24 protein-coding genes are annotated in these 24234 nt (G+C 59.1%); 20 read left to right on the plus strand and 4 right to left on the minus strand.

Going from position 1 to position 24234, the window contains the following annotated elements; all coding sequences use genetic code 11:
• Positions 1-83: 83 nt before the first annotated feature.
• The 6 genes from bamA to lpxB are packed head-to-tail and all read left to right on the plus strand — an operon-like array spanning position 84 to position 6873.
• Positions 84-2417 carry an outer membrane protein assembly factor BamA gene (gene bamA / locus AB4Z52_RS11215; RefSeq protein ID WP_442217986.1) on the plus strand — a complete coding sequence of 778 codons (2334 nt, stop codon included), beginning with the start codon at positions 84-86 and terminating at the stop codon, positions 2415-2417.
• Positions 2418-2468: 51 nt separating this feature from the next.
• Positions 2469-3536, plus strand: coding sequence for a UDP-3-O-(3-hydroxymyristoyl)glucosamine N-acyltransferase (gene lpxD / locus AB4Z52_RS11220; RefSeq protein WP_442217987.1), 1068 nt, complete (start codon positions 2469-2471; stop codon positions 3534-3536).
• Positions 3529-3996, plus strand: a complete 468-nt coding sequence (fabZ, locus tag AB4Z52_RS11225) for a 3-hydroxyacyl-ACP dehydratase FabZ (RefSeq protein WP_442217988.1) — start codon at positions 3529-3531, stop codon at positions 3994-3996. Before lpxD ends, fabZ begins: the two co-directional genes overlap by 8 nt.
• The gene (gene lpxA / locus AB4Z52_RS11230) at positions 3993-4811 is read left to right on the plus strand and encodes an acyl-ACP--UDP-N-acetylglucosamine O-acyltransferase (RefSeq protein WP_442217989.1); all 819 of its coding nucleotides are present in this window, start codon (positions 3993-3995) and stop codon (positions 4809-4811) included. Before fabZ ends, lpxA begins: the two co-directional genes overlap by 4 nt.
• A gap of 2 nt (positions 4812-4813) precedes the next feature.
• The gene (locus AB4Z52_RS11235) at positions 4814-5695 is read left to right on the plus strand and encodes an LpxI family protein (RefSeq protein ID WP_442217990.1); all 882 of its coding nucleotides are present in this window, start codon (positions 4814-4816) and stop codon (positions 5693-5695) included.
• A complete protein-coding gene (lpxB, locus tag AB4Z52_RS11240) occupies positions 5692-6873 on the plus strand; it encodes a lipid-A-disaccharide synthase (RefSeq protein ID WP_442217991.1) in 1182 nt (393 codons plus the stop codon). The genes AB4Z52_RS11235 and lpxB overlap by 4 nt, the downstream gene beginning before the upstream one ends.
• Before the next feature lie 29 nt (positions 6874-6902).
• Here lpxB and gltA read toward each other — a convergent pair whose 3' ends face one another.
• On the minus strand, positions 6903-8192 hold the full coding sequence (gltA, locus tag AB4Z52_RS11245) for a citrate synthase (protein WP_442217992.1): 1290 nt from the start codon (positions 8190-8192) through the stop codon (positions 6903-6905).
• Positions 8193-9025: 833 nt separating this feature from the next.
• Positions 9026-9745 (minus strand): transcriptional repressor LexA, encoded by a 720-nt coding sequence (gene lexA, locus AB4Z52_RS11250; protein ID WP_442217993.1) that lies wholly within the window; start codon positions 9743-9745, stop codon positions 9026-9028.
• 241 nt (positions 9746-9986) lie between these two features.
• Here lexA and AB4Z52_RS11255 point away from each other — a divergent pair, with 241 nt between their 5' ends.
• From AB4Z52_RS11255 to AB4Z52_RS11320, 14 genes are all read left to right on the plus strand, one after another.
• Positions 9987-10871, plus strand: coding sequence for a VOC family protein (locus AB4Z52_RS11255; protein ID WP_442217994.1), 885 nt, complete (start codon positions 9987-9989; stop codon positions 10869-10871).
• Positions 10868-11713, plus strand: a complete 846-nt coding sequence (gene kdsA, locus AB4Z52_RS11260; RefSeq protein WP_442217995.1) for a 3-deoxy-8-phosphooctulonate synthase — start codon at positions 10868-10870, stop codon at positions 11711-11713. Before AB4Z52_RS11255 ends, kdsA begins: the two co-directional genes overlap by 4 nt.
• A 162-nt stretch (positions 11714-11875) precedes the next feature.
• Positions 11876-13150, plus strand: coding sequence for a phosphopyruvate hydratase (eno, locus tag AB4Z52_RS11265; protein WP_442217996.1), 1275 nt, complete (start codon positions 11876-11878; stop codon positions 13148-13150).
• Positions 13151-13282: 132 nt separating this feature from the next.
• On the plus strand, positions 13283-13594 hold the full coding sequence (locus AB4Z52_RS11270) for an FtsB family cell division protein (protein ID WP_442217997.1): 312 nt from the start codon (positions 13283-13285) through the stop codon (positions 13592-13594).
• Between the two features lie 157 nt (positions 13595-13751).
• A complete protein-coding gene (gene pdhA, locus AB4Z52_RS11275) occupies positions 13752-14798 on the plus strand; it encodes a pyruvate dehydrogenase (acetyl-transferring) E1 component subunit alpha (protein WP_442217998.1) in 1047 nt (348 codons plus the stop codon).
• An 18-nt stretch (positions 14799-14816) separates the two neighbouring features.
• A complete protein-coding gene (locus AB4Z52_RS11280; protein WP_442217999.1) occupies positions 14817-16199 on the plus strand; it encodes a pyruvate dehydrogenase complex E1 component subunit beta in 1383 nt (460 codons plus the stop codon).
• Positions 16200-16214: 15 nt separating this feature from the next.
• Positions 16215-17606 (plus strand): pyruvate dehydrogenase complex dihydrolipoamide acetyltransferase, encoded by a 1392-nt coding sequence (locus AB4Z52_RS11285; protein WP_442218000.1) that lies wholly within the window; start codon positions 16215-16217, stop codon positions 17604-17606.
• 20 nt (positions 17607-17626) lie between these two features.
• Entirely contained in the window at positions 17627-18268 is a 642-nt protein-coding gene (locus AB4Z52_RS11290; protein WP_442218001.1) for an SGNH/GDSL hydrolase family protein, read from the plus strand.
• Between the two features lie 57 nt (positions 18269-18325).
• A complete protein-coding gene (lpdA, locus tag AB4Z52_RS11295; protein WP_442218002.1) occupies positions 18326-19774 on the plus strand; it encodes a dihydrolipoyl dehydrogenase in 1449 nt (482 codons plus the stop codon).
• A 54-nt stretch (positions 19775-19828) separates the two neighbouring features.
• The gene (locus AB4Z52_RS11300) at positions 19829-20083 is read left to right on the plus strand and encodes a GlsB/YeaQ/YmgE family stress response membrane protein (RefSeq protein WP_442218003.1); all 255 of its coding nucleotides are present in this window, start codon (positions 19829-19831) and stop codon (positions 20081-20083) included.
• Between the two features lie 13 nt (positions 20084-20096).
• Entirely contained in the window at positions 20097-20345 is a 249-nt protein-coding gene (locus tag AB4Z52_RS11305) for a GlsB/YeaQ/YmgE family stress response membrane protein (protein ID WP_442218004.1), read from the plus strand.
• Between the two features lie 32 nt (positions 20346-20377).
• On the plus strand, positions 20378-21349 hold the full coding sequence (lipA, locus tag AB4Z52_RS11310; protein ID WP_442218005.1) for a lipoyl synthase: 972 nt from the start codon (positions 20378-20380) through the stop codon (positions 21347-21349).
• Positions 21350-21481: 132 nt separating this feature from the next.
• On the plus strand, positions 21482-22051 hold the full coding sequence (locus AB4Z52_RS11315; protein WP_442218006.1) for an AAA family ATPase: 570 nt from the start codon (positions 21482-21484) through the stop codon (positions 22049-22051).
• 9 nt (positions 22052-22060) lie between these two features.
• Positions 22061-22507: a type II toxin-antitoxin system RatA family toxin gene (locus tag AB4Z52_RS11320; RefSeq protein ID WP_442218007.1), complete on the plus strand. Its 447-nt coding sequence runs from the start codon at positions 22061-22063 to the stop codon at positions 22505-22507.
• Positions 22508-22514: 7 nt separating this feature from the next.
• Here AB4Z52_RS11320 and AB4Z52_RS11325 read toward each other — a convergent pair whose 3' ends face one another.
• Both AB4Z52_RS11325 and AB4Z52_RS11330 read right to left on the minus strand, forming a co-directional pair.
• Complete coding sequence (locus AB4Z52_RS11325) at positions 22515-23015, minus strand: CinA family protein (protein ID WP_442218008.1); 501 nt, start codon at positions 23013-23015, stop codon at positions 22515-22517.
• Positions 23012-24232, minus strand: coding sequence for a bifunctional 2-C-methyl-D-erythritol 4-phosphate cytidylyltransferase/2-C-methyl-D-erythritol 2,4-cyclodiphosphate synthase (locus AB4Z52_RS11330; protein ID WP_442218009.1), 1221 nt, complete (start codon positions 24230-24232; stop codon positions 23012-23014). Before AB4Z52_RS11330 ends, AB4Z52_RS11325 begins: the two co-directional genes overlap by 4 nt.
• Positions 24233-24234 lie beyond the last annotated feature (2 nt).

The raw sequence follows: 24234 nt of genomic DNA on the forward strand, positions 1-24234 counted from the left end.
AAAAGCGGGTAAAACGACACACGTAGCCGGAATCGAGTTCTCTCTCGACCTGGGTGACGACTGAAAAAAGGTAAGAAGTGAAAATGAAGGCTGGTTCAAGATTTTTGAACGCAGTATCGGCGGTTGCGCTGTCTGCTGGTGTTGTTGCTTCTGGTGCGAGTGTTGTGACCCTTGCTTCTGCTTCGGTCGCCGAAGCTGCGGTAATTCAGAAGGTTGACGTGCGTGGGGCTTCTCGCACCGGCGCCGAGGCAGTTCGTTCAAACATCACGATCAAGCCTGGCAAGGCCTTCTCGAATAGCGATATCGACGCTTCGGTGAAGCAGCTCTACGCTACCGGTTACTTCACTGACGTTCATGTTACGGTTTCGGGCGGCACACTCGTCGTATCCGTCAAGGAAAACAATCTGATCAACGCCGTCGTCTTCAACGGCAATCGTAAGATCAAAGATGACAAGCTGCAGGGTATCGTTAAGACCCACGCTGCTGGCCCTTACGACGAAGCTCAGGTCCAGGCCGACATCAAGACGATCAAGGACGCCTATGCCGTCATCGGCCGCAACGAGGTTCAGGTCACGACCCAGACCGCTGAAGTAGCGCCTGGTCGCATCAACCTTGCATTCGTGATCAACGAAGGCGATCGCACCAAGATCGACAAGATCAATTTTGTCGGCAACCAGGCTTACGGCGACGGTCGTTTGGCCTCGGTGATCGCGACCAAGAAGACCAACTTCCTTTCCTTCCTGACCCGTAAGGACGTCTATAGCGCTGAAAAGCAGCATGCGGACGAAGATGCGCTGCGTCAGTTCTACTACAATCACGGTTATGCCGATTTCCGCATCGTGTCTTCGGACGCGACGATGGACGAGCAGACCAACGCCTATACGATGAACTTCTCTGTTGAAGAAGGTCCTCGCTACACCTACGGCGACATCAGCGTCGTCTCGACCGTCGACGGCATCAATGGCGACGAACTCAAGGGTCTCGTTGTCACCAAGCCAGGCGACACTTATAGCGCCAAGGAAATCCAGACATCCATCGAGGCAATTTCCAAGCGTGTCGCAGCGGCTGGTTATCCGTTCGCGCGCATCACTCCTCGCGGCAACCGCAATTTCTCGAACAACACGATTGGTGTCGAGTATCTGGTGGACCAGGGCGAGCGCGCCTATGTCGAGCGCATCGAAATTCGCGGCAACACTCGTACGCGTGACTATGTCATCCGTCGCGAATTCGACCTGAACGAAGGCGATGCCTTCAATCAGGAAATGATTACCCGCGCCAAGCGTCGTCTCGATGCTCTCGGCTACTTTACCACGGTCAACATCACGACGGCCCCAGGCAGCGCGCCAGACCGCGTTGTCGTCATCGTCAACGTCGAAGACCAGCCAACTGGCTCGTTCGGTATCGGCGCCGGCTATTCCGTCGGCAACAACGGCGGCCTGATCCTCGAGGCCTCGATCGAAGAGAAGAATTTCCTTGGTCGCGGCCAGTATATTCGCCTTGCCGTTGGCGCCGGCACCGAGGGCAACCGTACCTATAATATCTCGTTCACCGAGCCTTACTTCCTCGGCTACCGCCTGGCAGCCGGCTTCGACCTCTTCAAGAACCAGACGTCGAGCGACGACTATTACGACTACAGCGAAGAGGGTGGATCTCTGCGCGTCACCGCGCCGATTACCGAGAACCTCGCAACGACGCTACGTTATAACTACAAGCAGCTTCACTACGACGGGACGAACGATTGGCAGCACAATCTGTCCCTTCCTTACCAGAACCTCGTAGAGAATGGCCCATGGACACAGTCTTCCGTGTCGCAGACTTTCACCTACAACACGCTTGACGACCAGAACCTGCCGCGCGAAGGCATCATCTGGAAGATCACGCATGAATTTGCCGGCCTCGGCGGCGATTCCGATTTCTACAAGATCAGCGGCAAGGCGCGTATCTATAAGTCGATCAACGACGAGGCTGACATCATCGGCTCGCTGACGGTAGGTGCCGGCTACGTCATTCCGACGAACGATAACCTCAACGTGTTCGATCAGTTCATGATCGGCGGTCGCGAAATCCGCGGCTTTGAAAACGCCGGTATTGGTCCGCGGACTTCGAACGGCGACGCGCTCGGTGGCACGACATACTTCACGGCTTCTGCTGAAGCGACGATGCCAATGCCAGGTATTCCGCAGGACATCGGTCTTCGCGCTGCAGTCTTTGCCGATGCGGGTACGCTCTACGGCAACAAGGCTGACTTGTTCGGCGATATCCTTCATAATGACAGTTCTATCCGCGCCTCACTCGGTGCCGGCTTGATCTGGGCTTCTCCGTTCGGCGTCATCCGCGTCGACTACGCGGTTCCCGTCATGAAGGAAGACTACGACAAGACGCAGAATTTCCGGTTTGGCATCGCGAACCAGTTCTGATATCGGCAGTCCAGAACTGCGGGATAGAATACCGTTCTGGAGCTGGTGTTGATGGAACCTAATTGTTTTTTCCCGCCCCATGATGGCGTCAGCCTACGCGCGCTGGCCGATCATCTTGGGGCGGAACTTGCTGACGAAGCGACTGCGGACAGGATTGTCCGGTCGGTTTCACCCGTCTACAGGGCGGTTGACGGCGATATCTGCTATATCCTTTCGCGCAAGAATAAAGACGAGCTCGAGACGTGCCGGGCGTCGGCGATCATTTGCGATTCGGCATTGGCGTCTCTGATTCCACCTCATATTCCGGTCATCCTTTCGCCGAGCCCCCATGCCGCCTTTGCAATCGCCGGTGCTTTGCTGCACCCCGATGCAATGCGCCCGGCTCAATTGACGTCAGAGGTGCCGGGGATTTCATCCTCCGCCTTCGTGGATCCCACAGCCAGGCTCGAACCAAACGTGGTGGTCGAACCCATGGCGGTCATTGGTGCGGCAGCCGAGATCGGCGAGGGCACTCGCATTTGCGCCGGCGCGATGATTGGCGCCGGGGTCAAGATTGGCCGCGACTGCACGATCAGTGCCGGCGCGACCGTGCTGTGCGCTCTGGTTGGCAACGGCGTTATTATCCACAACGGCGCGCGCATCGGCCAGGATGGCTTCGGCTATGCGCCGGGGCCGCGCGGCATGTTGAAAATCGTCCAAATCGGGCGCGTTATCATTCAGGACAATGTGGAAATCGGCGCCAACACGACGATCGACCGTGGCACGATGGATGATACGGTTATTGGTGAGGGCACCAAGATCGACAATCAGGTTCAGATTGGGCATAACGTCCGCATCGGTCGTCATAGCGCCATCGTCAGCCAGGTCGGTATTGCAGGAAGCGCAAAGGTCGGTAACGGCGTACAGATCGGTGGACAAGCAGGCGTGACAGGCCATATCACCATTGGCGATGGTGTTCAGCTTGCTGCAGGCAGTGGAATTATCACCGATATTCCACCCGGTGGCCGCTATGGTGGCGTGCCGGCGCGTCCAATAAAAGACTTCCTGAGGGAGCTGGCGGAAATCATGGCCAAATCCGGAAACCGCAAGAAAAAAGACGGGGTGAGGCAAGATGACTGAGGAAGCCAAGGGGTCGCTCGGATCGGCGGAAATCGTTGAAATTATGAAGCTCTTGCCGCATCGCTATCCCTTTCTCCTGGTGGACAGGATCATCGAGATCGATGGCGATAATTCGGCAATCGGCATCAAGAATGTGACGGTCAACGAGCCGCATTTCACCGGCCATTTTCCGACCCAGCCGATCATGCCCGGCGTGTTGCTGATCGAAGGGATGGCGCAGACGGCCGGTGCCATTTGCGCCCGCAAAGACGGGGAGACGGGAAATCTCGTCTACTTCATGACAATCGACAATGCGCGCTTCCGTAAGCCGGTGGTGCCGGGCGACCGGGTCGAATTTCACGTCGTGAAGCAAAAGCAGMGCGGAAATATCTGGAAGTTTCATTGTGATGCGAAGGTGGACGGGGCCAAGGTTGCCGAAGCCGATATCGGCGCGATGATCGTACGCAAGGACGAGGCATGAGTTTGATTGCAAAGAGCGCCCGGATTCATCCAATGGCGGTCGTCGAAGATGGCGCCGTCATCGGCGAGGGCGTGACTATCGGCCCATTTTGCTACGTCGGTCCGAAAGTCACTCTTCATGAGAACGTGACGCTGCTTGCGCATGCCGTTGTCACCGGCAGAACGACGATTGGTAAGGGCTGCAAGATTTCCCCTATGGCTATCGTCGGCGGTGATCCGCAAAGCGTGCATCATGGCGGCGAGGAAACGACGCTGACTGTCGGTGAAAACTGCACGATCCGCGAAGGCGTGACGATGAATACCGGCACCGCCGAATTCGGCGGCAAGACGATTGTCGGCAACAACAATCTCTTCCTGGCCAATTCGCACATTGCCCACGATTGCCGGGTCGGCGACAATGTCATCATGTCGAACAACGTCATGCTGGCCGGCCATGTGACGATCGAGGATCGAGCCATCCTTGGCGGCGGCTGTGCGGTTCACCAGTTCACTCGCGTCGGTCGTCATGCCTTTATCGGCGGCCTTTCTGCCGTCAGTTACGATGTCATTCCTTACGGTATGCTCAACGGCAACCCTGGCGTTCTCGGTGGGCTGAACGTCGTCGGCATGACGCGGGCAGGGATCGAGCGCGCGACGATCCACAGGGTGCGCCGAGCATTCAAGGCGATTTTTGACGGCGAAGGCTCAATCAGGGACAACGCTGCTGCCATCCGCGCTGAGTATGCGGATTGCAAGGAAGCGATGCAGATCCTCGATTTCATCGCCGCAGACAGCGATCGCGCGCTTTCATCGCCAAACCGGGGGCCGAAGAGCTGACGGTGATCGCTGTGGGCCAAGATGGCAAGGGTAGGCTGGCAATCATAGCCGGCAGCGGCTATCTCCCAACCTATGTCGCCGCGGCGGCCCGCCGTGCCGGCGAAAATCCCGTCGTCATCGTCCTGAAGAACGAAGCCGATCGCGACTGGAGCGCTTATGATCATGCCGTCCTCGGCGTCGGAGACTTCGCGGGTTTCCAGCAGATCTTCGATAGCTATGACGTTCACCGGATCATCATGTCCGGCAGCGTCCGCAGGCGGCCCGAGTGGCGCGAAATCCGCCCGACATGGCAATCGCTTCGAAAGATGCCGGGTGTCGTGCGCACGCTGTTGTCAGGCGGCGACGATGCCGTTTTGCAGATGGTCATCAAACTGCTCGAGGGCAAGGGACGTCGCGTAATCGGCGCACATGAAATCGCGCCGGATCTTTTGGCAGCGACCGGTCCGCTTGGTAAGCATTCGCCGTCAGACGATGATATTAGGGATGTAAGGCAGGCGTCGAAGGCCGCAGATGCGCTCGGAGCTCTGGATGTCGGGCAGGGCGCAGTCAGCGTCGGCGGCCGCATCGTGGCGCTTGAGGGCGTCGAAGGCACCGATCAGATGATAGAGCGTGTCGCTGCTCTGAGAGCCGAAGGCAGAATTTCGCCGAGGCGCCGCGGCGTTTTGGTCAAGTTGTGCAAGCCGCAGCAGGATGTGCGCGCCGATTTGCCTTCCATAGGTCTTTCGACCATCCTCAACGCCAGGAAGGCGGGCCTAGCAGGCGTTGCTATTGAGGCTGGCCGCGCGCTTATTCTGGAACGCGACGCAGTTATCGCCGCTGCCGACGAGGCGGGCATGTTCGTCTATGGCATCGATCGAGGATTGAACGCGGAAGATCTGACGTGACCGGAACGCCGTTGAAAGTCGCGATCATTGCTGGCGAAGTCTCCGGCGATCTCTTGGGCGCGGACCTTGTCGCCGCACTGAAGCGGCAACATGGCGGACCGCTGGAGCTAGTCGGCGTCGGCGGAGATGCACTGGAGGCGCAGGGCCTACACTCGCTCTATGATTTTTCCGAGCTGTCGCTGATGGGCTTTACGCAGGTGATCGCGCGGCTGCCGCGGCTGATCGCCCGCATCCGCCAGACGGCTGCGGCCATAGTGGCAGCCAGGCCGGACGTGCTGATAATTATCGACAGTCCGGATTTTACCCACCGGGCCGCCAAGCGCGTCCGAAAGGCTCTGCCGGACCTGCCCATCGTCAACTACGTATGTCCGAGCGTCTGGGCCTGGAAAGAGTATCGCGCGCAACAGATGCTCGGCTATATTGACCATGTGCTTGCAGTCCTTCCATTTGAGCCCGAGGTGATGCAACGCCTCGGCGGTCCGCCGACAACATATGTCGGTCACCGGCTGGTGACAGATGCTTCGCTGGTCGAGACGCGCCGTCAACGCGCACTCCGTTCCGCCTTGGGTCTCGGCGAGACAAAGACGATCCTGCTTCTGCCGGGCTCGCGGACCTCGGAAATAACCCGGCTTCTGCCAGTGTTCGAGAGCGCAACAAATGAACTTAGCCGGCGAAGAGATGGCATCCGCTACCTATTGCCGACGGTTCAGCGCCGCGAGCAGCTGGTGCGTGGCCTCGTCGCGAATTGGCAGGTCAAGCCGGAAGTTCTTGTTGGCCCGGTTGCAAAATGGCAGGCTTTTGCCGAAGCCGATGCTGCGATTGCCGCTTCTGGCACAGTGATCCTCGAGCTTGGTCTTGCCGGTGTTCCCGTCATTTCGACCTATAGCACCGATTGGATCGTCAAACTGCTGCACAAGCGGATCAAGGCCTGGACGGCTGCCCTGCCGAACCTGATTGCCGACTACGTTCTCGTGCCGGAACAGATAAACGAAATGCTGCGGCCGGGCGTGCTTGCTCGCTGGCTGGAACGCCTGTCGAGCGACACGCTGCAGCGCAGGGCAATGCTCGAGGGATTCGACCTCGTTTGGCAGCGGATGCAGACGGAGCGGCCGCCTGGCGAACAGGCGGCGTCGGTTGTTCTCGATGCACTCTCAAGAAAAAAACCCGGCCATTTCTGACCGGGTTTTCGTTGTCTGGTTTTCGTAACTTAGCGCTTGGAAACCGGCACGTAATCGCGTCTCGGCTCTCCCGTGTAGAGCTGGCGCGGGCGGCCGATGCGCTGCTCAGGATCTTCGATCATCTCGTTCCACTGCGCGATCCAGCCGACGGTGCGGGCAAGAGCGAAAAGAACGGTGAACATGGTCGTCGGGAAGCCGAGCGCCTTCAGCGTGATGCCCGAATAGAAGTCGATATTCGGATAAAGCTTCTTTTCGATGAAATACTCGTCCGTAAGCGCGATGCGCTCGAGTTCCATCGCAACATCAAGCAATGGATCGTCCTTGATGCCAAGCTCGGCCAGAACTTCGTGCGTAGTCCTCTGCATGATCTTCGCGCGCGGATCGTAGTTCTTGTAGACGCGGTGGCCGAAGCCCATCAGGCGGAAAGGATCGTTCTTGTCCTTGGCGCGCGCAATGTATTCCGGGATGTGGTCAACCGTACCGATTTCGGTCAGCATGTTGAGCGCTGCTTCATTCGCGCCGCCATGCGCCGGGCCCCAGAGGCAGGCGATGCCTGCTGCGATACAGGCGAACGGATTGGCACCCGACGAGCCGGCGAGGCGAACCGTCGATGTCGACGCGTTCTGCTCGTGGTCGGCGTGTAGGATGAAGATGCGGTCCATGGCGCGAGCGAGCACCGGGTTTACCACATATTCCTCGCAAGGAACCGCAAAGCACATCCGCAGGAAGTTCGACGCGTAATCAAGGTCGTTCTTCGGATAAACGAAGGGTTGGCCGATATGATACTTGTATGCCATCGCGGCAAGCGTCGGCATCTTGGCGATCATGCGCAGGCTTGCGACCATGCGCTGGTGCGGATCGGTGATGTCGGTCGAGTCGTGGTAGAAGGCCGACAATGCGCCGACGCAGCCGCACATGACGGCCATGGGATGCGCATCCCGGCGAAAGCCGGTGAAGAAGCGCGACATCTGTTCATGAACCATCGTGTGATGGACGACACGATGGTCGAAGTCTTTCTTCTGGGCGGCGGTCGGCAGGTCGCCATAGAGCAGGAGGTAGCAAACCTCGAGGAAATCGCCGTTTTCTGCGAGATGCTCGATCGGATAGCCCCGGTGGAGCAGCACGCCGGCGTCGCCGTCGATATAGGTGATCTTGGACTCGCAGGACGCGGTCGAAGTGAAGCCCGGGTCGTAGGTGAACGATGCGGTGTTCTTATAAAGGGCACCAATATCGAGGACACTGGGGCCGATGGTACCGGTCTTGACCGGCAGGTCGACCGTCTTATCACCCCAAGTCAGTTTCGCGCTTTGTTCCGTCATGCTGATCCTCCAAGATTTGGCGGGTTGGCGCCACAAAAAGCGCCAAATGGTTAAGCGTCACACGATTAGCTATATGATCCAGACGCTAATGCCAAGTTACCCCGGCGCCTATTTGTGCATTGCGGTATCAACTTTTGGGCACTGTCGAAATCGCGGTAGTTCGGCATCCGCCGTCCACTATAACGCCGAAGCGAGGCAGGGTAGCAATTGAGAAAAATTCAATCGATTTTAGTTGAATTCCTCGATTAAAGGTTGCCGATTTCATCGGAAAACGAACTGTCGGATGCGAGGCGTTGAACCCAATCCCGGGCGCCCCCGGATTTCACCTTCAAACAATGGCAAAGGGGGCCCGCGGCGTTTGACGTGCAGCCACCGACAATGCTGCCGACAGACTATAATCTGCCCTTGAATAGACGTAAGCGGGGCTCAAGGCTGACCCTCGACACCGAGCAGCAAAAAGGCGCTGCGACAGGCGATGGAACAGCCTTGATTAAGCCCCCACCGGCAGTTTCGCTTGCCACCGCAAGGACTGGTGCGGCGATGCCGGATAATGGCCAGATGATCGTGACCATCGACGATGGCGCTTATCTCGGCCCCGCCTGCGGCACCGCCGACATCGTCGTTACGCCTATACGAATGCGCCTGGAGCGATTGTCGCTCCGTCGCAGTGATATTCACGGGCGCCGGCTTGACGAGAACCGGTGCGGTCGAGGTGGTCAGTCGGAAAACCCCTCCATCGAAACAGCTTTCCCAACTATACGAAGACCCTGGAACCTATCGCGCCTATGACTGGCGCTCGGGCAAATTTACCACCACTGCTACGTCATCACCGGTCAGTGATAACGGCGGATCAAACCCACAAGCTTCCCCTGAACCTTGACCCGGTCCGGTCCGAAAATTCGTGTTTCATAAGCCGGATTGGCAGCCTCAAGCGCAATCGATGCTCCCTTGCGGCGAAAGCGCTTCAAGGTTGCCTCTTCGTCATCGACAAGTGCAACGATGATATCGCCGGGGCTGGCGGTGGTCGTATTTCGAATAATCACCGTGTCGCCGTCGAAGATACCGGCATCGATCATCGAGTCGCCCTTGACCTCGAGCGCATAGTGCTCTCCAGCGCCAAGCATGTCGGCCGACACAAAGATATCGTGCGTGTTATTCTGGATCGCCGAGATTGGAACACCGGCGGCAATCCGGCCCATCATCGGTACCGAAACGGAATTGCCGCTGTCGTCATTGGCTGCCGGCTTTGCAGGGGCGGGAACAAGCTGAGGCTTGCCAAGGCTGCCCTCGATGACGCTTGGCGAAAAGCCACGTCGCGGCTGCAGACTGGCGCTGTAGGCCTCCGGTAGCTTGATCACTTCGAGCGCGCGTGCCCTGTTCGGCAGTCGGCGAATGAAGCCGCGCTCCTCAAGCGCGGTGATCAGCCGGTGAATTCCCGATTTCGATGCAAGGTCCAATGCATCTTTCATCTCGTCGAAGGAGGGCGGTACGCCGGATTCCTTCATGCGCTCATGGATAAAAAGAAGCAGTTCCTGCTGTTTGCGCGTCAACATATCGCCGAACCCCAAATGTGAAACAAATACAGAACAGACACTATATGTTCCATATGTGTTCCGCAAGGCTTTAAATTCTGGTGAAGGCCAGGCAAGGACATCCGAGATTTTCGATCCGAAACTATGCGGCCGGGTGTCGCGGACGGTTCCCGATTGTGATCGTCCGTTCGCGTTCCAGCATTTTCGGCTTGAAACCGACTAAGGAAAGGAGCAAACCGGGCGCCGCAGAGAGGAGAGCGCGATGGTCGCAATACATCCGGTTGATCACCTCGTGTTGCCGACTGTCAACATCGGTTTGGCGGGTGAGCGGCTGGGCAAACTCGGCTTCACCGTAGCGCCGGACGCACGCCATCCGTTCGGCACGGAGAATGCGTGCGTTTTCTTTACAGACGGGACCTATCTGGAGCCGCTGGCCGTTGCCAGTCGCGAGGAATGCGAAACGGCGGCGCACGAGGGCAATGTATTCACTGCCCGCGATCAGGCGTTCCGCTTCCGTGTCGGCGAGGATGGTTTCTCGGCCGTGGTATTTGCAACGAACGACGCCAAGGCCGACGATGCGCGCTTCCGTCAAAAAGCCATATCCGCCGGCAGGATGTTGCAATTTGCGCGCCCGGTTCGCATGCCGGACGGATCCGAATCGACGGCGGGTTTCAGTCTCGCCTTTGCCGCAGATTTGCGGGCGCCCGACTTTTTCGCCTTTTGCTGCGAGCGCACCAATCCCTTGCCTGCCGATCGCGGAGCGCTCGAGCGCCATGTGAACGGTGTTGTCGGTATCGCGGAAGTGGTGTTGTCGACCTCGCGGCCGTCAGCCTATCGCAATTTTTTGGGGCTCGCCGCCGGCGGAGCCGATATTGTCGACTTTTCCTTCGGCATCAACGTCAAGACCCCGAATGTTCGGATCGGCGTGATCAACTCGCGAGGCATGCAGGCCTTCTTCGATCTCGATGTCTCCGGAGACGATGCAGGTCTGCACGGCAAGGCGATCGTCTTCAAGACAAACGATCTCTCCGTGACAATGTCACATTTGACTGCTAACGGCGTGACCTATACGCGCAAGAGCAACCGCATTCTGGTAAAGGCGGCGCCCGGGCAGGGCGCCTTGTTCGCTTTCGAGGAGATATCATGAGCAGTCCGACCAATTCCACAGTGACGGCCGGCGAGGGCGCTGCGAAAGTCGCCTTTTCAAATACGGGCCGGTTGTCGCTGATTGCAGGTCCCTGCCAGATGGAAAGCCGGGACCATGCCTTCACCATGGCCGGCAAACTGGCCGAGCTCTGCGGCAAGCTCGGCGTCAGCCTTGTCTACAAATCATCCTTCGACAAGGCGAACCGCACGTCGCTCTCCGGCCAGCGCGGCATCGGGCTCGACAGCGCGATGGAGATTTTTGCCGACCTGAAGAAGGAGTTTGGTTTTCCGGTTCTAAGCGACATCCACACCGAGGAACAATGCGCCATCGTTGCCAAGACGGTCGACATCCTCCAGATTCCGGCCTTCCTTTCGCGGCAGACCGATCTCCTGGTTGCAGCAGCTAGGACAGGGCGCGTCATCAACGTCAAGAAGGGTCAGTTTCTGGCGCCCTGGGATATGAAGAATGTGCTTGCCAAACTGAACGATAGCGGCAATCCGAATATCCTGCTTTGCGAGCGCGGCGCTTCCTTCGGCTACAATACGCTGGTCTCGGATATGCGCTCGCTGCCGATCATGGCGGCAATGGGCGCCCCCGTCATTTTTGATGCCACCCATTCGGTGCAGCAGCCGGGCGGGCAAGGCGCCACATCCGGCGGGCAGCGGGAATTCGTGGAAACGCTGGCGCGCGCAGCGGTCGCTGTCGGCGTTGCCGGCGTGTTCATCGAGACCCATGAAGACCCGGATCACGCGCCCTCGGACGGCCCCACCATGGTTCATCTGAAGGATATGCCGCGGCTGCTTGAGAAGCTGCTGGCCTTGGACGCGGTCGCCAAGTCCTGATCCGGGGCATGAATTCCAGGGAGCGTTCAAAAGCCTGACATGATCTTGTATTAGGGGCTGTAGAGTGTTCCTTGTCATCGACGCGCGGATCGGCATTGTAATTTCCGCGCCTTCGATTAAGAGATTTCAATCGATTTATAACCTAGCGAGCAGGAAGCGACCATGACCGCAATCACCGACATTATCGCCCGAGAGATCCTCGACAGCCGTGGCAATCCCACCGTTGAAGTCGATGTCTATCTCGAAGACGGCAGCCTGGGCCGCGCAGCGGTCCCCTCGGGCGCCTCGACCGGCGCTCACGAGGCAGTCGAACTGCGCGACGGCGGCAAGCGCTATCATGGCAAGGGCGTCGAAAAGGCCGTCGAGGCCGTCGATACGGAAATCTTTGAAGCGCTTGGCGGCATGGATGCCGAAAACCAGATCCAGATCGACAACATCATGATCGAACTGGATGGCACGCCGAACAAGTCGCGCCTCGGCGCCAATGCCATTCTCGGCGTGTCGCTTGCGGTCGCCAAGGCTGCTGCCCAGAGCGCCAACCTACCGCTTTACCGCTATGTCGGCGGCGCGCACGCCCGTCTGTTGCCGGTCCCGATGATGAACATCATCAATGGCGGCGCCCATGCCGACAATCCGATCGACTTTCAGGAATTCATGATCCTGCCGGTCGGCGCCGAGACTTTCCGCGATGCCGTGCGCATGGGCTCGGAAGTCTTCCATGTCCTGAAGAAGGAATTGTCGGCCCAGGGCCACAACACCAATGTCGGCGACGAAGGGGGCTTCGCACCGGGCCTGTCGAGCGCACCCGCTGCCCTCGACTTCATCATGAAGTCGATCGAGAAAGCCGGCTACAAGCCAGGCGAAGACATCTACCTCGGCCTCGATTGCGCCTCGACGGAATTCTTCAAGGACGGCAAGTACGTTCTGGAAGGCGAAGGTCGCACGCTCGAATCGGGCGCCATGGCGGAATATCTCGCCGAGCTCGCCGGTAAATACCCGATCCTGTCGATCGAAGACGGCATGGCTGAAGACGACTGGGAAGGCTGGAAGACGCTGACTGACCTGATCGGCAAGAAGACCCAGCTCGTCGGCGACGATCTCTTCGTCACCAACTCGGCTCGCCTGCGCGACGGTATCCGCATGGGTGTCGCCAATTCGATCCTCGTCAAGGTCAACCAGATCGGCACTCTGACGGAAACCCTCGATGCCGTCGAAACCGCGCACAAGGCGGCTTACACCGCCGTCATGTCGCACCGCTCCGGCGAAACCGAAGACTACACGATTGCCGATCTTGCAGTCGCTACCAACTGCGGTCAGATCAAGACGGGCTCGCTGTCGCGGTCGGATCGTCTTGCCAAGTACAATCAGCTCATCCGCATCGAAGAACAGCTTGGCCCCCAGGCCGAATATGCCGGTCGTTCTATGATCCGCATCTGATATCAAAGCATTTTTGGCACTTTGAGCCGCGCCTTCGGGCGCGGTTTTTTGTTTGTCCTGGCATAGTCAACGGTCGGTTAATGAATGACCCTTAGTGTCTGAGTCCAGAAGGCGACGTTTCGAGTAGCGAGCATGTGGACAAAATATCATAAGAAGAGAAGACTTGGCCGTTTCGTGCTTCCGGCGATGACCGTCGCCTTTCTCTCCTATTTCGGTTATCATTGCATCCACGGCGGTTACGGATTGCGCGCGACTGAAGTGTTCGAGCAGCAACGCATCGCTCGCCAGCAGGAGCTTTCGCTTCTCGTTGCCAAGCGCGAGCACCTCGAAAAGGAGGTCGCACTGCTGAGCGACGGTTCGCTCGATAAGGACATGCTCGACGAAAAAGCCCGTTACCAGCTTAGCTATTCCACACCAGACGAAATCGTCATTTTCAACAAGTGATCTCTAATTAACCGGAATTCGGTTAATTGAATATTTCCACTTATTTTCCATGCACTTATGCCGAATACGAGCCATGCATTTATGGCATTGCTGTGGCAGGCAATCTTCCCTATGTTACGCGCACCATTGAGCGATGCAATCACATAGGGAGGGTTGAATGGCGCCGCGAAAGAACGCGACCGTTTCCAGCCGCAAGGTCACTGCCAAGCCTGCACGGAAAGAATCGAACGGCGGCGCAATTGCCGAATTCGATCGCGATACGGAGCTCAAGGCATATCGCGAAATGCTGCTGATCCGCCGTTTCGAGGAAAAGGCCGGCCAACTCTACGGCATGGGCTTTATCGGCGGTTTCTGTCATCTCTATATCGGCCAGGAAGCTGTCGTCGTCGGCATGCAGCTGGCGCTGAAGGACGGCGATCAGGTCATTACCGGTTACCGTGACCACGGCCACATGCTGGCAACGGGCATGGAAGCGCGCGGCGTCATGGCGGAGCTTACTGGGCGCCGTAGCGGCTATTCCCACGGGAAAGGCGGCTCCATGCACATGTTCTCTAAGGAAAAGAACTTCTACGGCGGCCACGGCATTGTCGGGGGTCAGGTATCGCTCGGCACCGGGCTTGCATTTGCCAATCGCTACCGCGGCAACGACAATGTCAGCGTCGCTTATTTCGGCGATGGCGCTGCAAACCAGGGCCAGGTCTACGAGAGCTTCAACATGGCGCAGCTATGGAAACTGCCCGTGGTCTACGTGATCGAAAACAACCGCTATGCCATGGGCACCTCGACTGCCCGCTCGACGGCGCAGGCCGATTTCTCGCAGCGCGGCGCATCCTTCGGCATTCCGGGTATCCAGGTCGATGGCATGGACGTGCGCGCCGTCAAGGCGGCGGCCGATGAAGCAATCGAGCATTGCCGTTCGGGCAAGGGTCCGATGATCCTCGAAATGCTGACCTATCGCTACCGCGGTCACTCCATGTCGGACCCGGCAAAGTACCGTTCCAAGGATGAAGTGCAGAAGATGCGCTCCGAGCACGATCCGATCGAGCAGGTTCGTCTGCGGCTCTTGGAAAAGGGTTGGGCATCTGAAGACGACCTCAAGGCCGTCGACAAGGATGTCCGTGACATCGTCGCCGATAGTGCCGATTTCGCCCAGGCCGATCCGGAGCCGGATGCATCCGAGCTCTACACCGACATTTTGCTCTGAATAGGGGAGGGATAATCCATGCCTATCGATATTCTTATGCCCGCCCTCTCCCCGACGATGGAAGAAGGCACGCTGTCCAAATGGCTGAAGAAGGAAGGTGACAAGGTCACCTCCGGCGACGTCATTGCCGAAATTGAAACCGACAAGGCCACCATGGAAGTGGAAGCCGTCGATGAAGGCACGATCGGCAAGCTGCTGGTCGACGCCGGCACCGAGGGTGTCAAGGTGAATGCCCGCATCGCCGTGCTTCTCCAGGATGGCGAAAGCGCCGCCGACATTTCCGCCGCAAAGCCTGTTGCAGCACCTGCTCCTGTGGCCCAGGAAGAAAAGCCCGCAAATACCGGGTCCGCCTCCGCGCCCGTTCCGGCCGAGCCGAAGAAATTCGTGCCGAGCGACCCGGAAATTCCGGCCGGCACCAAAATGATCTCGACCACGGTTCGCGACGCGCTGCGTGACGCCATGGCCGAAGAGATGCGCCGCGACGAAAACGTCTTCGTCATGGGTGAAGAAGTGGCGGAATACCAAGGCGCCTATAAGGTGACGCAGGGGCTGCTGCAGGAATTCGGTCCGCGCCGCGTCGTCGACACGCCGATTACTGAGCACGGATTTGCCGGCGTCGGCGTTGGCGCTGCAATGGCGGGCCTGAGACCGATCGTCGAATTCATGACCTTCAACTTCGCCATGCAGGCGATCGACCAGATCATCAACTCAGCCGCAAAGACGCTCTATATGTCCGGCGGCCAGATGGGTGCCCCGATCGTCTTCCGCGGCCCGAACGGTGCTGCGGCCCGCGTTGGCGCCCAGCACAGCCAGGACTACGCGGCATGGTACAGCCAGATCCCGGGCCTGAAAGTCGTCATGCCCTACACGGCATCCGACGCCAAGGGCCTGCTCAAGGCGGCAATCCGCGATCCTAATCCGATCATTTTCCTTGAAAACGAAATCCTCTACGGCCAGCATTTCGACGTGCCTGACATGGACGATTTCGTCCTGCCGATCGGCAAGGCGCGGGTCCATCGCCCTGGTAAGGACGTCACCATCGTTTCCTTTGGCATTGGCATGACCTACGCCGTCAAGGCGGCCGCGGAACTCGAACAGCTCGGTATCGACGTCGAACTGATCGACCTACGCACCATCCGCCCGATGGACCTACCGACGGTGATTGAATCGGTGAAGAAGACGGGCCGCCTGGTCACCGTCGAGGAAGGCTATCCGCAATCCTCGGTCGGCACCGAAATCGCCACCCGCGTGATGCAGCAGGCCTTCGATTATCTCGATGCGCCGATCCTGACGATCGCCGGCAAGGACGTACCGATGCCCTACGCTGCCAATCTCGAGAAGCTCGCACTTCCGAATGTCGCCGAAGTCGTCCAAGCGGTGAAAGCAGTCTGCTACAAATAAGGGGAGGGTCTTTCGATGCCTATCAACATCACAATGCCGGCCCTTTCCCCGACGATGGAAGAGGGCAATCTTTCGAAGTGGCTGGTCAAGGAAGGCGACGCTGTAAAGTCCGGTGACGTTCTTGCCGAGATCGAGACCGACAAGGCGACAATGGAAGTCGAAGCCATCGACGAAGGCACCGTTGCAAAAATCGTCGTTCCAGCTGGCACCGAAGGCGTAAAGGTCAACGCTTTGATCGCTATTCTTGCTGCAGACGGCGAGGACCTAAAGGCTGCTGCTGCAAGTGCAGCATCCTTGGGGGCTGCCCCGTCCTTCGAGGCGAAAGCGCCAGGCGCTTCCGCACCTCGGGATGAGACAGGGAAGGCTTCCGTCGCGGCCGCAGATACTAGATCAGTGGCAACTCCAAGTGCCAGCGGCAGCGCTCACCCTGAGGTGTCGCCGCAGGCGACCTCGAAGGGCGAGGGCGGCGATCGCATCTTCTCGTCGCCGCTTGCCCGGCGGCTGGCCAAGGAAGCAGGCATCGATCTATCCGCCGTTGCCGGGTCTGGCCCGCATGGCCGCGTCGTCAAGAGCGACATCGAGGCCGCAGTCTCCGGCGGAGTTGCCAAGGCTGCGCCGAGTGCGCCACCTGCCGCAGCAGCAACGCCAGCGCCAAGCGGCCCGAAAGGCGCTTCGGAAGAGGCGGTTCTCAAGCTGTTCGAGCCTGGTTCCTACGAGCTTGTTCCGCATGACGGCATGCGCAAGACCATCGCCAAGCGCCTGGTCGAATCCAAGCAGACCATTCCGCATTTCTACGTCACCGTCGATTGCGAGCTGGACGCCCTGTTGGCGCTTCGCGCGCAGCTGAACGACGCTGCTCCGCGCAAGGAAAGCGCTCCAGCCTACAAGCTCTCGGTCAACGACATGATCATTAAGGCCATGGCGTTGTCGCTTCGGGACGTTCCCGATGCGAACGTTTCCTGGACCGAAAGCAACATGGTCAAGCACAAGCACGCCGATGTCGGCGTCGCCGTGTCTATTCCAGGTGGCTTGATTACCCCGATTATCCGCAACGCGGAATTGAAGACGCTGTCGGCGATCTCCAATGAGATGAAGGACCTCGGCAAGCGCGCCAAGGAACGCAAGCTCAAGCCCGAGGAATATCAGGGCGGCACGACGTCGGTCTCGAACATGGGCATGATGGGCGTCAAGGATTTCGCCGCCGTCATCAACCCGCCGCATGCAACGATCCTCGCGGTCGGTGCGGGCGAACAGAGGGTCGTCGTCAAGAACGGCGAGATGGCGATCGCGACAGTCATGAGCGTCACGCTCTCGACCGACCACCGCTGCGTTGACGGCGCGCTCGGAGCAACGCTCCTGGCAGCCTTCAAGGGCTATATCGAAAACCCGATGGGGATGCTCGTCTGAGCATCGAGCGGAGGCGGAAAATGGTGAAGACCGTCCTTTGCTACGGAGATTCGCTGACTTGGGGCTATGACGCCGATACGATCGGACGTCACAGCTTTGAAAATCGATGGCCAAGCGTCTTGCAGGAGAAGCTTGGCGATCAGGCACGCGTCATAGCCGAAGGCTTGAACGGCCGCACGACGGCTTTCGATGACCATCTGGCCGATTGCGATCGCAATGGCGCTCGCGTGCTGCCGACCGTCCTGCAGACGCATGCGCCGCTCGATCTCATTGTAATTCTCCTTGGCACCAACGATATGAAGCCCATTGTGGCAGGTTCGGCCTTTGCCGCCTGCCAGGGTATCGCCCGTCTGGTTCGCCTCGTGCGGGGCCACGCCTGGCCATTCGACTACGACGTGCCGGAAATCCTGATCGTTGCACCACCGGTCATCTGCGAGACGGCGAACGCGCCCTTTGCAGCGTCTTTCCCGGGAGGGATCGAGGAGTCGTCGAAGCTCGGCACGCTCTATCGCGATCTGGCGGACGAACTGGGCTGCGGCTTTTTCGACGGTGCTTCAGTTGCAGTGACCACACCTCTCGACGGCATCCATCTTGACGCGGAAAATACACGGGCACTCGGCCGCGGTCTTGAGCCGATCGTGCGGATGATGCTCGGAATTTGAACGGTAAAAGGCTGGCCCTGGGCTTTATCCGGCCGCTAGTGAAAAGGCAGGAAACATATGGCTGAGAATTACGACGTCATCATCATCGGGTCCGGTCCCGGCGGCTATGTCGCCGCGATACGCGCCAGCCAGCTTGGCCTGAAGACGGCGATCGTCGAGCGCGAGCACCTCGGCGGCATCTGCCTGAACTGGGGCTGCATTCCGACCAAGGCGCTGCTGCGCTCTGCTGAAGTTCTTGATCATGCAAATCATTTCAAGGACTACGGCCTCGTTCTTGAAGGAACGGTGAAGCCGGACGTCAGTGCCGTGGTTGCTCGCTCGCGAGGCGTTTCCGCCCGACTCAGCGGCGGCGTCGGCTTCCTGATGAAGAAGAACAAGGTCGATGTTATTTGGGGCGAAGCCAAGATTACCAAGCCGGGCGAGATTGTCGTCGCCAAGTCGGCCAAGCCGGTCGTCGAGCCGCAGAACCCGGTGCCGAAGAACGTCAAAGGCGCCGATGGGACCTATGCCGCCAAGCACATCATCATCGCCACCGGCGCCCGACCGCGCGCGATCCCGGGCATCGAGCCGGACGGCAAGCTGATCTGGACCTATTTCGAAGCGATGAAACCGGACTTCTTGCCGAAGTCGTTGATCGTCATGGGCTCCGGCGCCATCGGCATCGAATTCGCGAGCTTCTATCGCTCGATGGGCGTGGATGTCACGGTTGTCGAGGTCATGGCGACGATCATGCCCGTCGAAGACGTCGAAGTGACCGCGATTGCCCGCAAGCAACTCGAAAAGCGCGGGATGAAGATCATCACCGACGCCAAGGTGAGCAAGGTTGAGAAAGCTGCCAACAGCATTACCGCGCACATCGAGACAAAGGACGGCAAGGTCCAGCAGATCACGGCCGATCGCATGATCTCGGCCGTCGGCGTTCAGGGCAATATCGAAAATCTCGGGCTTGAAGCACTGGGCGTGAAGACAGATCGTGGCTGCGTCGTCATCGACGGCTACGGCAAGACCAATGTTGCAGGCATCTATGCCATCGGTGATGTTGCAGGCCCGCCGATGCTCGCCCACAAGGCAGAGCACGAAGGCGTCGTCTGCGTCGAAAAGATCGCAGGCCTGCCGAACGTCCATCCGACCGACAAGAGCAAGGTTCCGGGCTGCACCTATTGCCAGCCGCAGGTGGCCTCAGTCGGCCTGACGGAGGCGAGGGCCAAGGAACTCGGCCGCGACATCCGCGTCGGCCGGTTCCCGTTTTCGGCCAACGGCAAAGCGATCGCACTTGGCGAAGATCAGGGCCTCTGCAAGGTCATCTTCGACAAGAAGACCGGCGAGCTGCTCGGCGCCCATATGGTCGGGGCCGAAGTCACCGAACTGATCCAGGGGTTTGTCATCGCGATGAACCTGGAGACGACGGAGGAGGAGCTGATGCACACGATCTTCCCGCATCCGACGGTTTCCGAAACGATGAAGGAGGCGTCGCTGGATGCCTATGGCCGGGTATTGAATGCTTGATAATTTCCTGCGCCGCTCTCTATTCGAGAGTGGAAAACAGGAAAGGAAATCAACATGTCCATTCTATCGCAGCCTTGGGTCATCTTTCTGCTTATCGGCCTGGTAGCAGGCTTTCTCGCCAGCCTCGTGGTCGGTGGCGGAGGTTTGATCAGCTGCCTGTTGAGCGGCGTCATCGGCGCGTTTGTCGGCGGATTCCTCTTTCATGCATTGGGGATTTCGCTTGGCATCGGTAACCCGCTGGTTGTCGAAATCATTCAAGCGACGGTCGGAGCGATCGTCGTTGTAATTCTGGCAAGAGCCATAGCTTGAAGGTGAGGGACTGATGGAAGGCGTGGGCTGGATTGGAGCGATCATCATCGGCGGATTGGCCGGCTGGCTGGCCGGCAAGCTGATGGAGGCAAGGTACGGTGTTCTCCTGAACATCGTCCTCGGCATCGTCGGCTCCGTCGTGGCGACGGCGATCCTTGCGCAGTTCCATGTCGAGATTGCCGGCGGCCGGCTCGGCTATTTCATCACCGGTTTCCTTGGCGCATGCCTTCTGATATTTCTCGCCAAACTCGTCCGGCGATAGTTTTGCCGCAGGGCGAAGTAGAAAGAACGTTCATGGTCACGATACTCGACACGATCAATCCCGAGGCCCGGCGGATCCGGCATCCGGAAAAGGCGCATAGGCCCGATACGGAAGTGCTGCGCAAGCCGGAATGGATCCGCGTCAGGGCGCCGACGTCGAAGGGTTACGCTGAGACGCGCTCGATCGTCAAGGAACACAAGCTCGTCACGGTCTGCGAAGAAGCCGGCTGCCCTAATATCGGCGAGTGCTGGGACAAGAAGCACGCGACCTTTATGATCATGGGTGAGATCTGCACCCGCGCCTGCGCCTTCTGCAACGTCTCGACGGGCCGCCCGAACGCTCTTGATATGGCAGAACCGGAAAACGTCGCCAAGGCCGTCAAGCAGATGGGCCTCAGCCATGTCGTCATCACCTCCGTCGACCGCGACGACCTGGAAGACGGCGGCGCCGAACACTTCGAAAAGGTGATCTGGGCGATCCGTGCGGCATCGCCGTCAACCACGATCGAAATCCTGACGCCCGACTTCCTGAAGAAGCCAGGCGCACTGGAGCGCGTCGTCGCCGCCAAGCCTGACGTCTTCAATCACAACATGGAAACCGTGCCCGGCAATTATCTCACCGTCCGCCCAGGCGCGCGCTACTTCCATTCGGTCCGCCTGCTGCAGCGGGTGAAGGAACTCGACCCGACCATGTTCACCAAGTCGGGCATCATGGTCGGCCTTGGCGAGGAACGCAACGAAGTGCTGCAATTGATGGACGACCTGCGCACCGCCGACGTCGACTTCCTCACCATTGGCCAATACCTCCAGCCGACCCGCAAGCACCACCAGGTGATGAGCTTCGTCACACCGGACGAATTCAAGTCCTATGAGACGGTCGCCTATACCAAGGGCTTCCTGATGGTCGCCTCGAGCCCGCTCACCCGCTCCTCCCACCACGCCGGCGACGATTTCGCCCGGTTGAGGGCTGCACGGGAGAAGAAGGTTCTGTTGGCAGCACAGTGAAGTTGAGGTCGGCGATTTTCTTAATCTGTCGACGCGGCCTTCCGCGCTACGGCGGTACGAGTATGTGAGGACATAACCATACTTTAGAAATTTTGGACGAGGCTCGTTGTGGAGCAGAAGCTGGAAGCTCGCATGCCAGGCAAAGAGCCTGACCTCCTGGAGGCGGTGGGATGCTTGAAGTCCGCCAGACGCGTTTTGGTCATGGGTTGTTCCGGCGGCGGCAAGACGACAATGTCCCTGCAGCTTTGCAAGCTTTTGGATTTGCCTTTCGTCTCGATGGATCGCGAATTTTTCTGGCTTCCCGGTTGGGTCAAGCGGACGAAGGTGGAGGAGCGCGCTTTGATTTCTGCCAAGATTGCGCAGGAGCGATGGCTGATGGACGGCACAGGCCCATCCACCTTCGATTTGCGCGTTCCGCGCGCTGATGCGGTGATCTGGATTCGAATGCCGCGGATGTTCTGCCTGTATGGCGCCATACGCCGCCTGGCCAAATGGTACGGGCGGGAACGGTTGGAAATGGCGCCGGGCTGTCCAGAGCGACTGGATTGGGAATTTTTGCACTACATTTGGAATTTCGAACGGATATTTGCGCCGAAAGTCGCGGCCGGCCTTGCGGAGCACGGCTCCGATGTCCCGGTTTTCCAGCTGAAAACGCGGGCTCAGATGCGACGCCTGCTTGATCTTCTCGGCGCGCCCGCTTAATTGCCGATCATGCCTCAGTTCGAAACGCATCGCTCCGTCCCGCACTCGCCTGAACAGATGTTCGATCTCGTTGCCGATGTCGAGCGCTATCCCGAATTTCTGCCGCTCTGTACCGGGCTGGTCGTGCGCAACCGCAAGGAACGCGACGGCAAGGTCCTGCTGGTGGCCGATATGACCGTCGGCTACAAAGCGATCCGCGAGACTTTCACGACGCAGGTCCTCCTCAACAAGGCCGAGCTTGCGATCGACGTCAAATATATCGACGGGCCGTTCAAGTATCTCGACAATCGGTGGCGCTTCCTCCCTGATGGCAAAGGCGGCTGCACGATCGATTTCTTCATCGACTACGAGTTCAAGAGCCGCATCCTCGGCGCGCTGATGGGCTCGATGTTCGATCGCGCCTTTCGCATGTTCACCGAGGCCTTCGAGACGCGTGCCGGAAAGATCTATGCCTAAGTAAGATCTATGCGTGAGCCAACTCGAGCAACATCTCGAGCGCTGTTGCAACCGTCGCCAACCGCACCCGATCGCGACCGATATCGCCGTATCGCATCGTGCGGTGGAGAAGACCGCCGTCGCGTGACTTCGCCGCGAGGTGGACAAGGCCGACCGGCTTGTCGGTCGATCCACCGCCTGGGCCGGCGATACCGGTGACCGCGACGGCAAAATGCGCGCGTGAACGGAATAGGGCGCCGTGCACCATCTGCAGTGCAGTTTCCCTTGATACTGCGCCAAAGCCTACGAGCGTCTCTTCCTGAACGCCAAGCATCTCGACTTTTGCAGTGTTCGTATAGGTGACAAAGCCACGCTCGACCACTGCGGACGATCCGGAGATTTCGGTCAAGGCTCCGGCGATCAGTCCGCCGGTACAGGATTCGGCGGTCGCTACCATAAGCCCTCGTGCCGCAAATATGGTGACGACGCGCTCGGCAAGGCTCATGATCTCATCGGGGAAATTGCTCATGTCTTTCTTCCGCGATAGACGACCGTCGCCGTGGCAATTGCAGCGATGCCTTCGCGCCGACCGACGAAGCCGATTTGTTCGTTGGTCGTCGCCTTCACCGAGCATCGCTCCAGGCTGATATCGAGAAATTCCGAAAGCCTGGCGCGCATGGCGTCGCGGTGGGGACCGACCTTCGGCGCCTCGGCAATGAGGGTAACGTCGGCATTCATGATCGTCCCGCCGTTTTCACGAACGATCCTTGCCGCATGCTCGATGAATATGCGTGACGCAGCGCCTCGCCATTGCGGATCGGACGGCGGGAAGTGATCGCCGATGTCGCCGGCGCCGCAGGTGGCAAGCAGCGCATCGGTGAGCGCATGCAGCGCGACATCAGCGTCCGAATGGCCCTTGAGGGTCTGGTCGTGCGGAATGAAAACACCGCAGAGCGTTACGCCGTCGCCGGGCTCCAACTGGTGCACATCATAGCCATTGCCGGTTCTGACATCCGGCAACGCAGTCGCAGAAAGCCGCTCGTCGGCCATGGCGATATCCCTCTTTATCGTCAGTTTGACATTGTCCACCGCACCCGCAACCAAGGTCACGGGAACGCCTGCCCATTCCGCGATGGCAGCATCGTCGGTAAATTCTCCGGCGCCCGCCAGCGCCGCTTGCTCATGCGCGGCAAGTATAGCGTCGAAGCGGAAGGACTGCGGCGTCTGAGCGGCGAAGAGGCCGGCGCGCGGCACGGTTTCGGTAACGCATCCGTCGTTGCCGCCCCGCTTCAGCGTGTCCAACACCGGGATCGCCGGCAGGACGGCAAGTGCTCCCACCTCGAGCGCCCTTGCGACACGGTCGAGGAGATCTTGATCGAAAAAGGGTCGAACGGCATCGTGGATCAACACATGGGTGATACCGCTTGCCTGAAATGCCCTGAGGCCAGCCAGCACTGATTGCTGCCGCGTCGCACCGCCAATAGCCACGATTACCTTGTCGGCACCGCTGATCGGGTCGATTGCCTTGCGCAGAAGCGCTTCGTCATCGGCATGGATGACAATAACGATTTGCGATGCTTGCGGCCATGTCATGAATTTTTCAAGTGTATGGGCGATAACCGCCTTGCCACCGATAGGCCGGTATTGCTTTGGGCCGTCCTGCGGAGAACCGGCGCGTTCGCCGCGGCCTGCCGCCACGATAACTATTCCGACCGACATCGGTTGCTTTGAATGCATTTGCGTCATAA

The organism is Rhizobium sp. 2YAF20 (genome assembly GCF_052114685.1).
Taxonomy (GTDB): domain Bacteria; phylum Pseudomonadota; class Alphaproteobacteria; order Rhizobiales; family Rhizobiaceae; genus Rhizobium.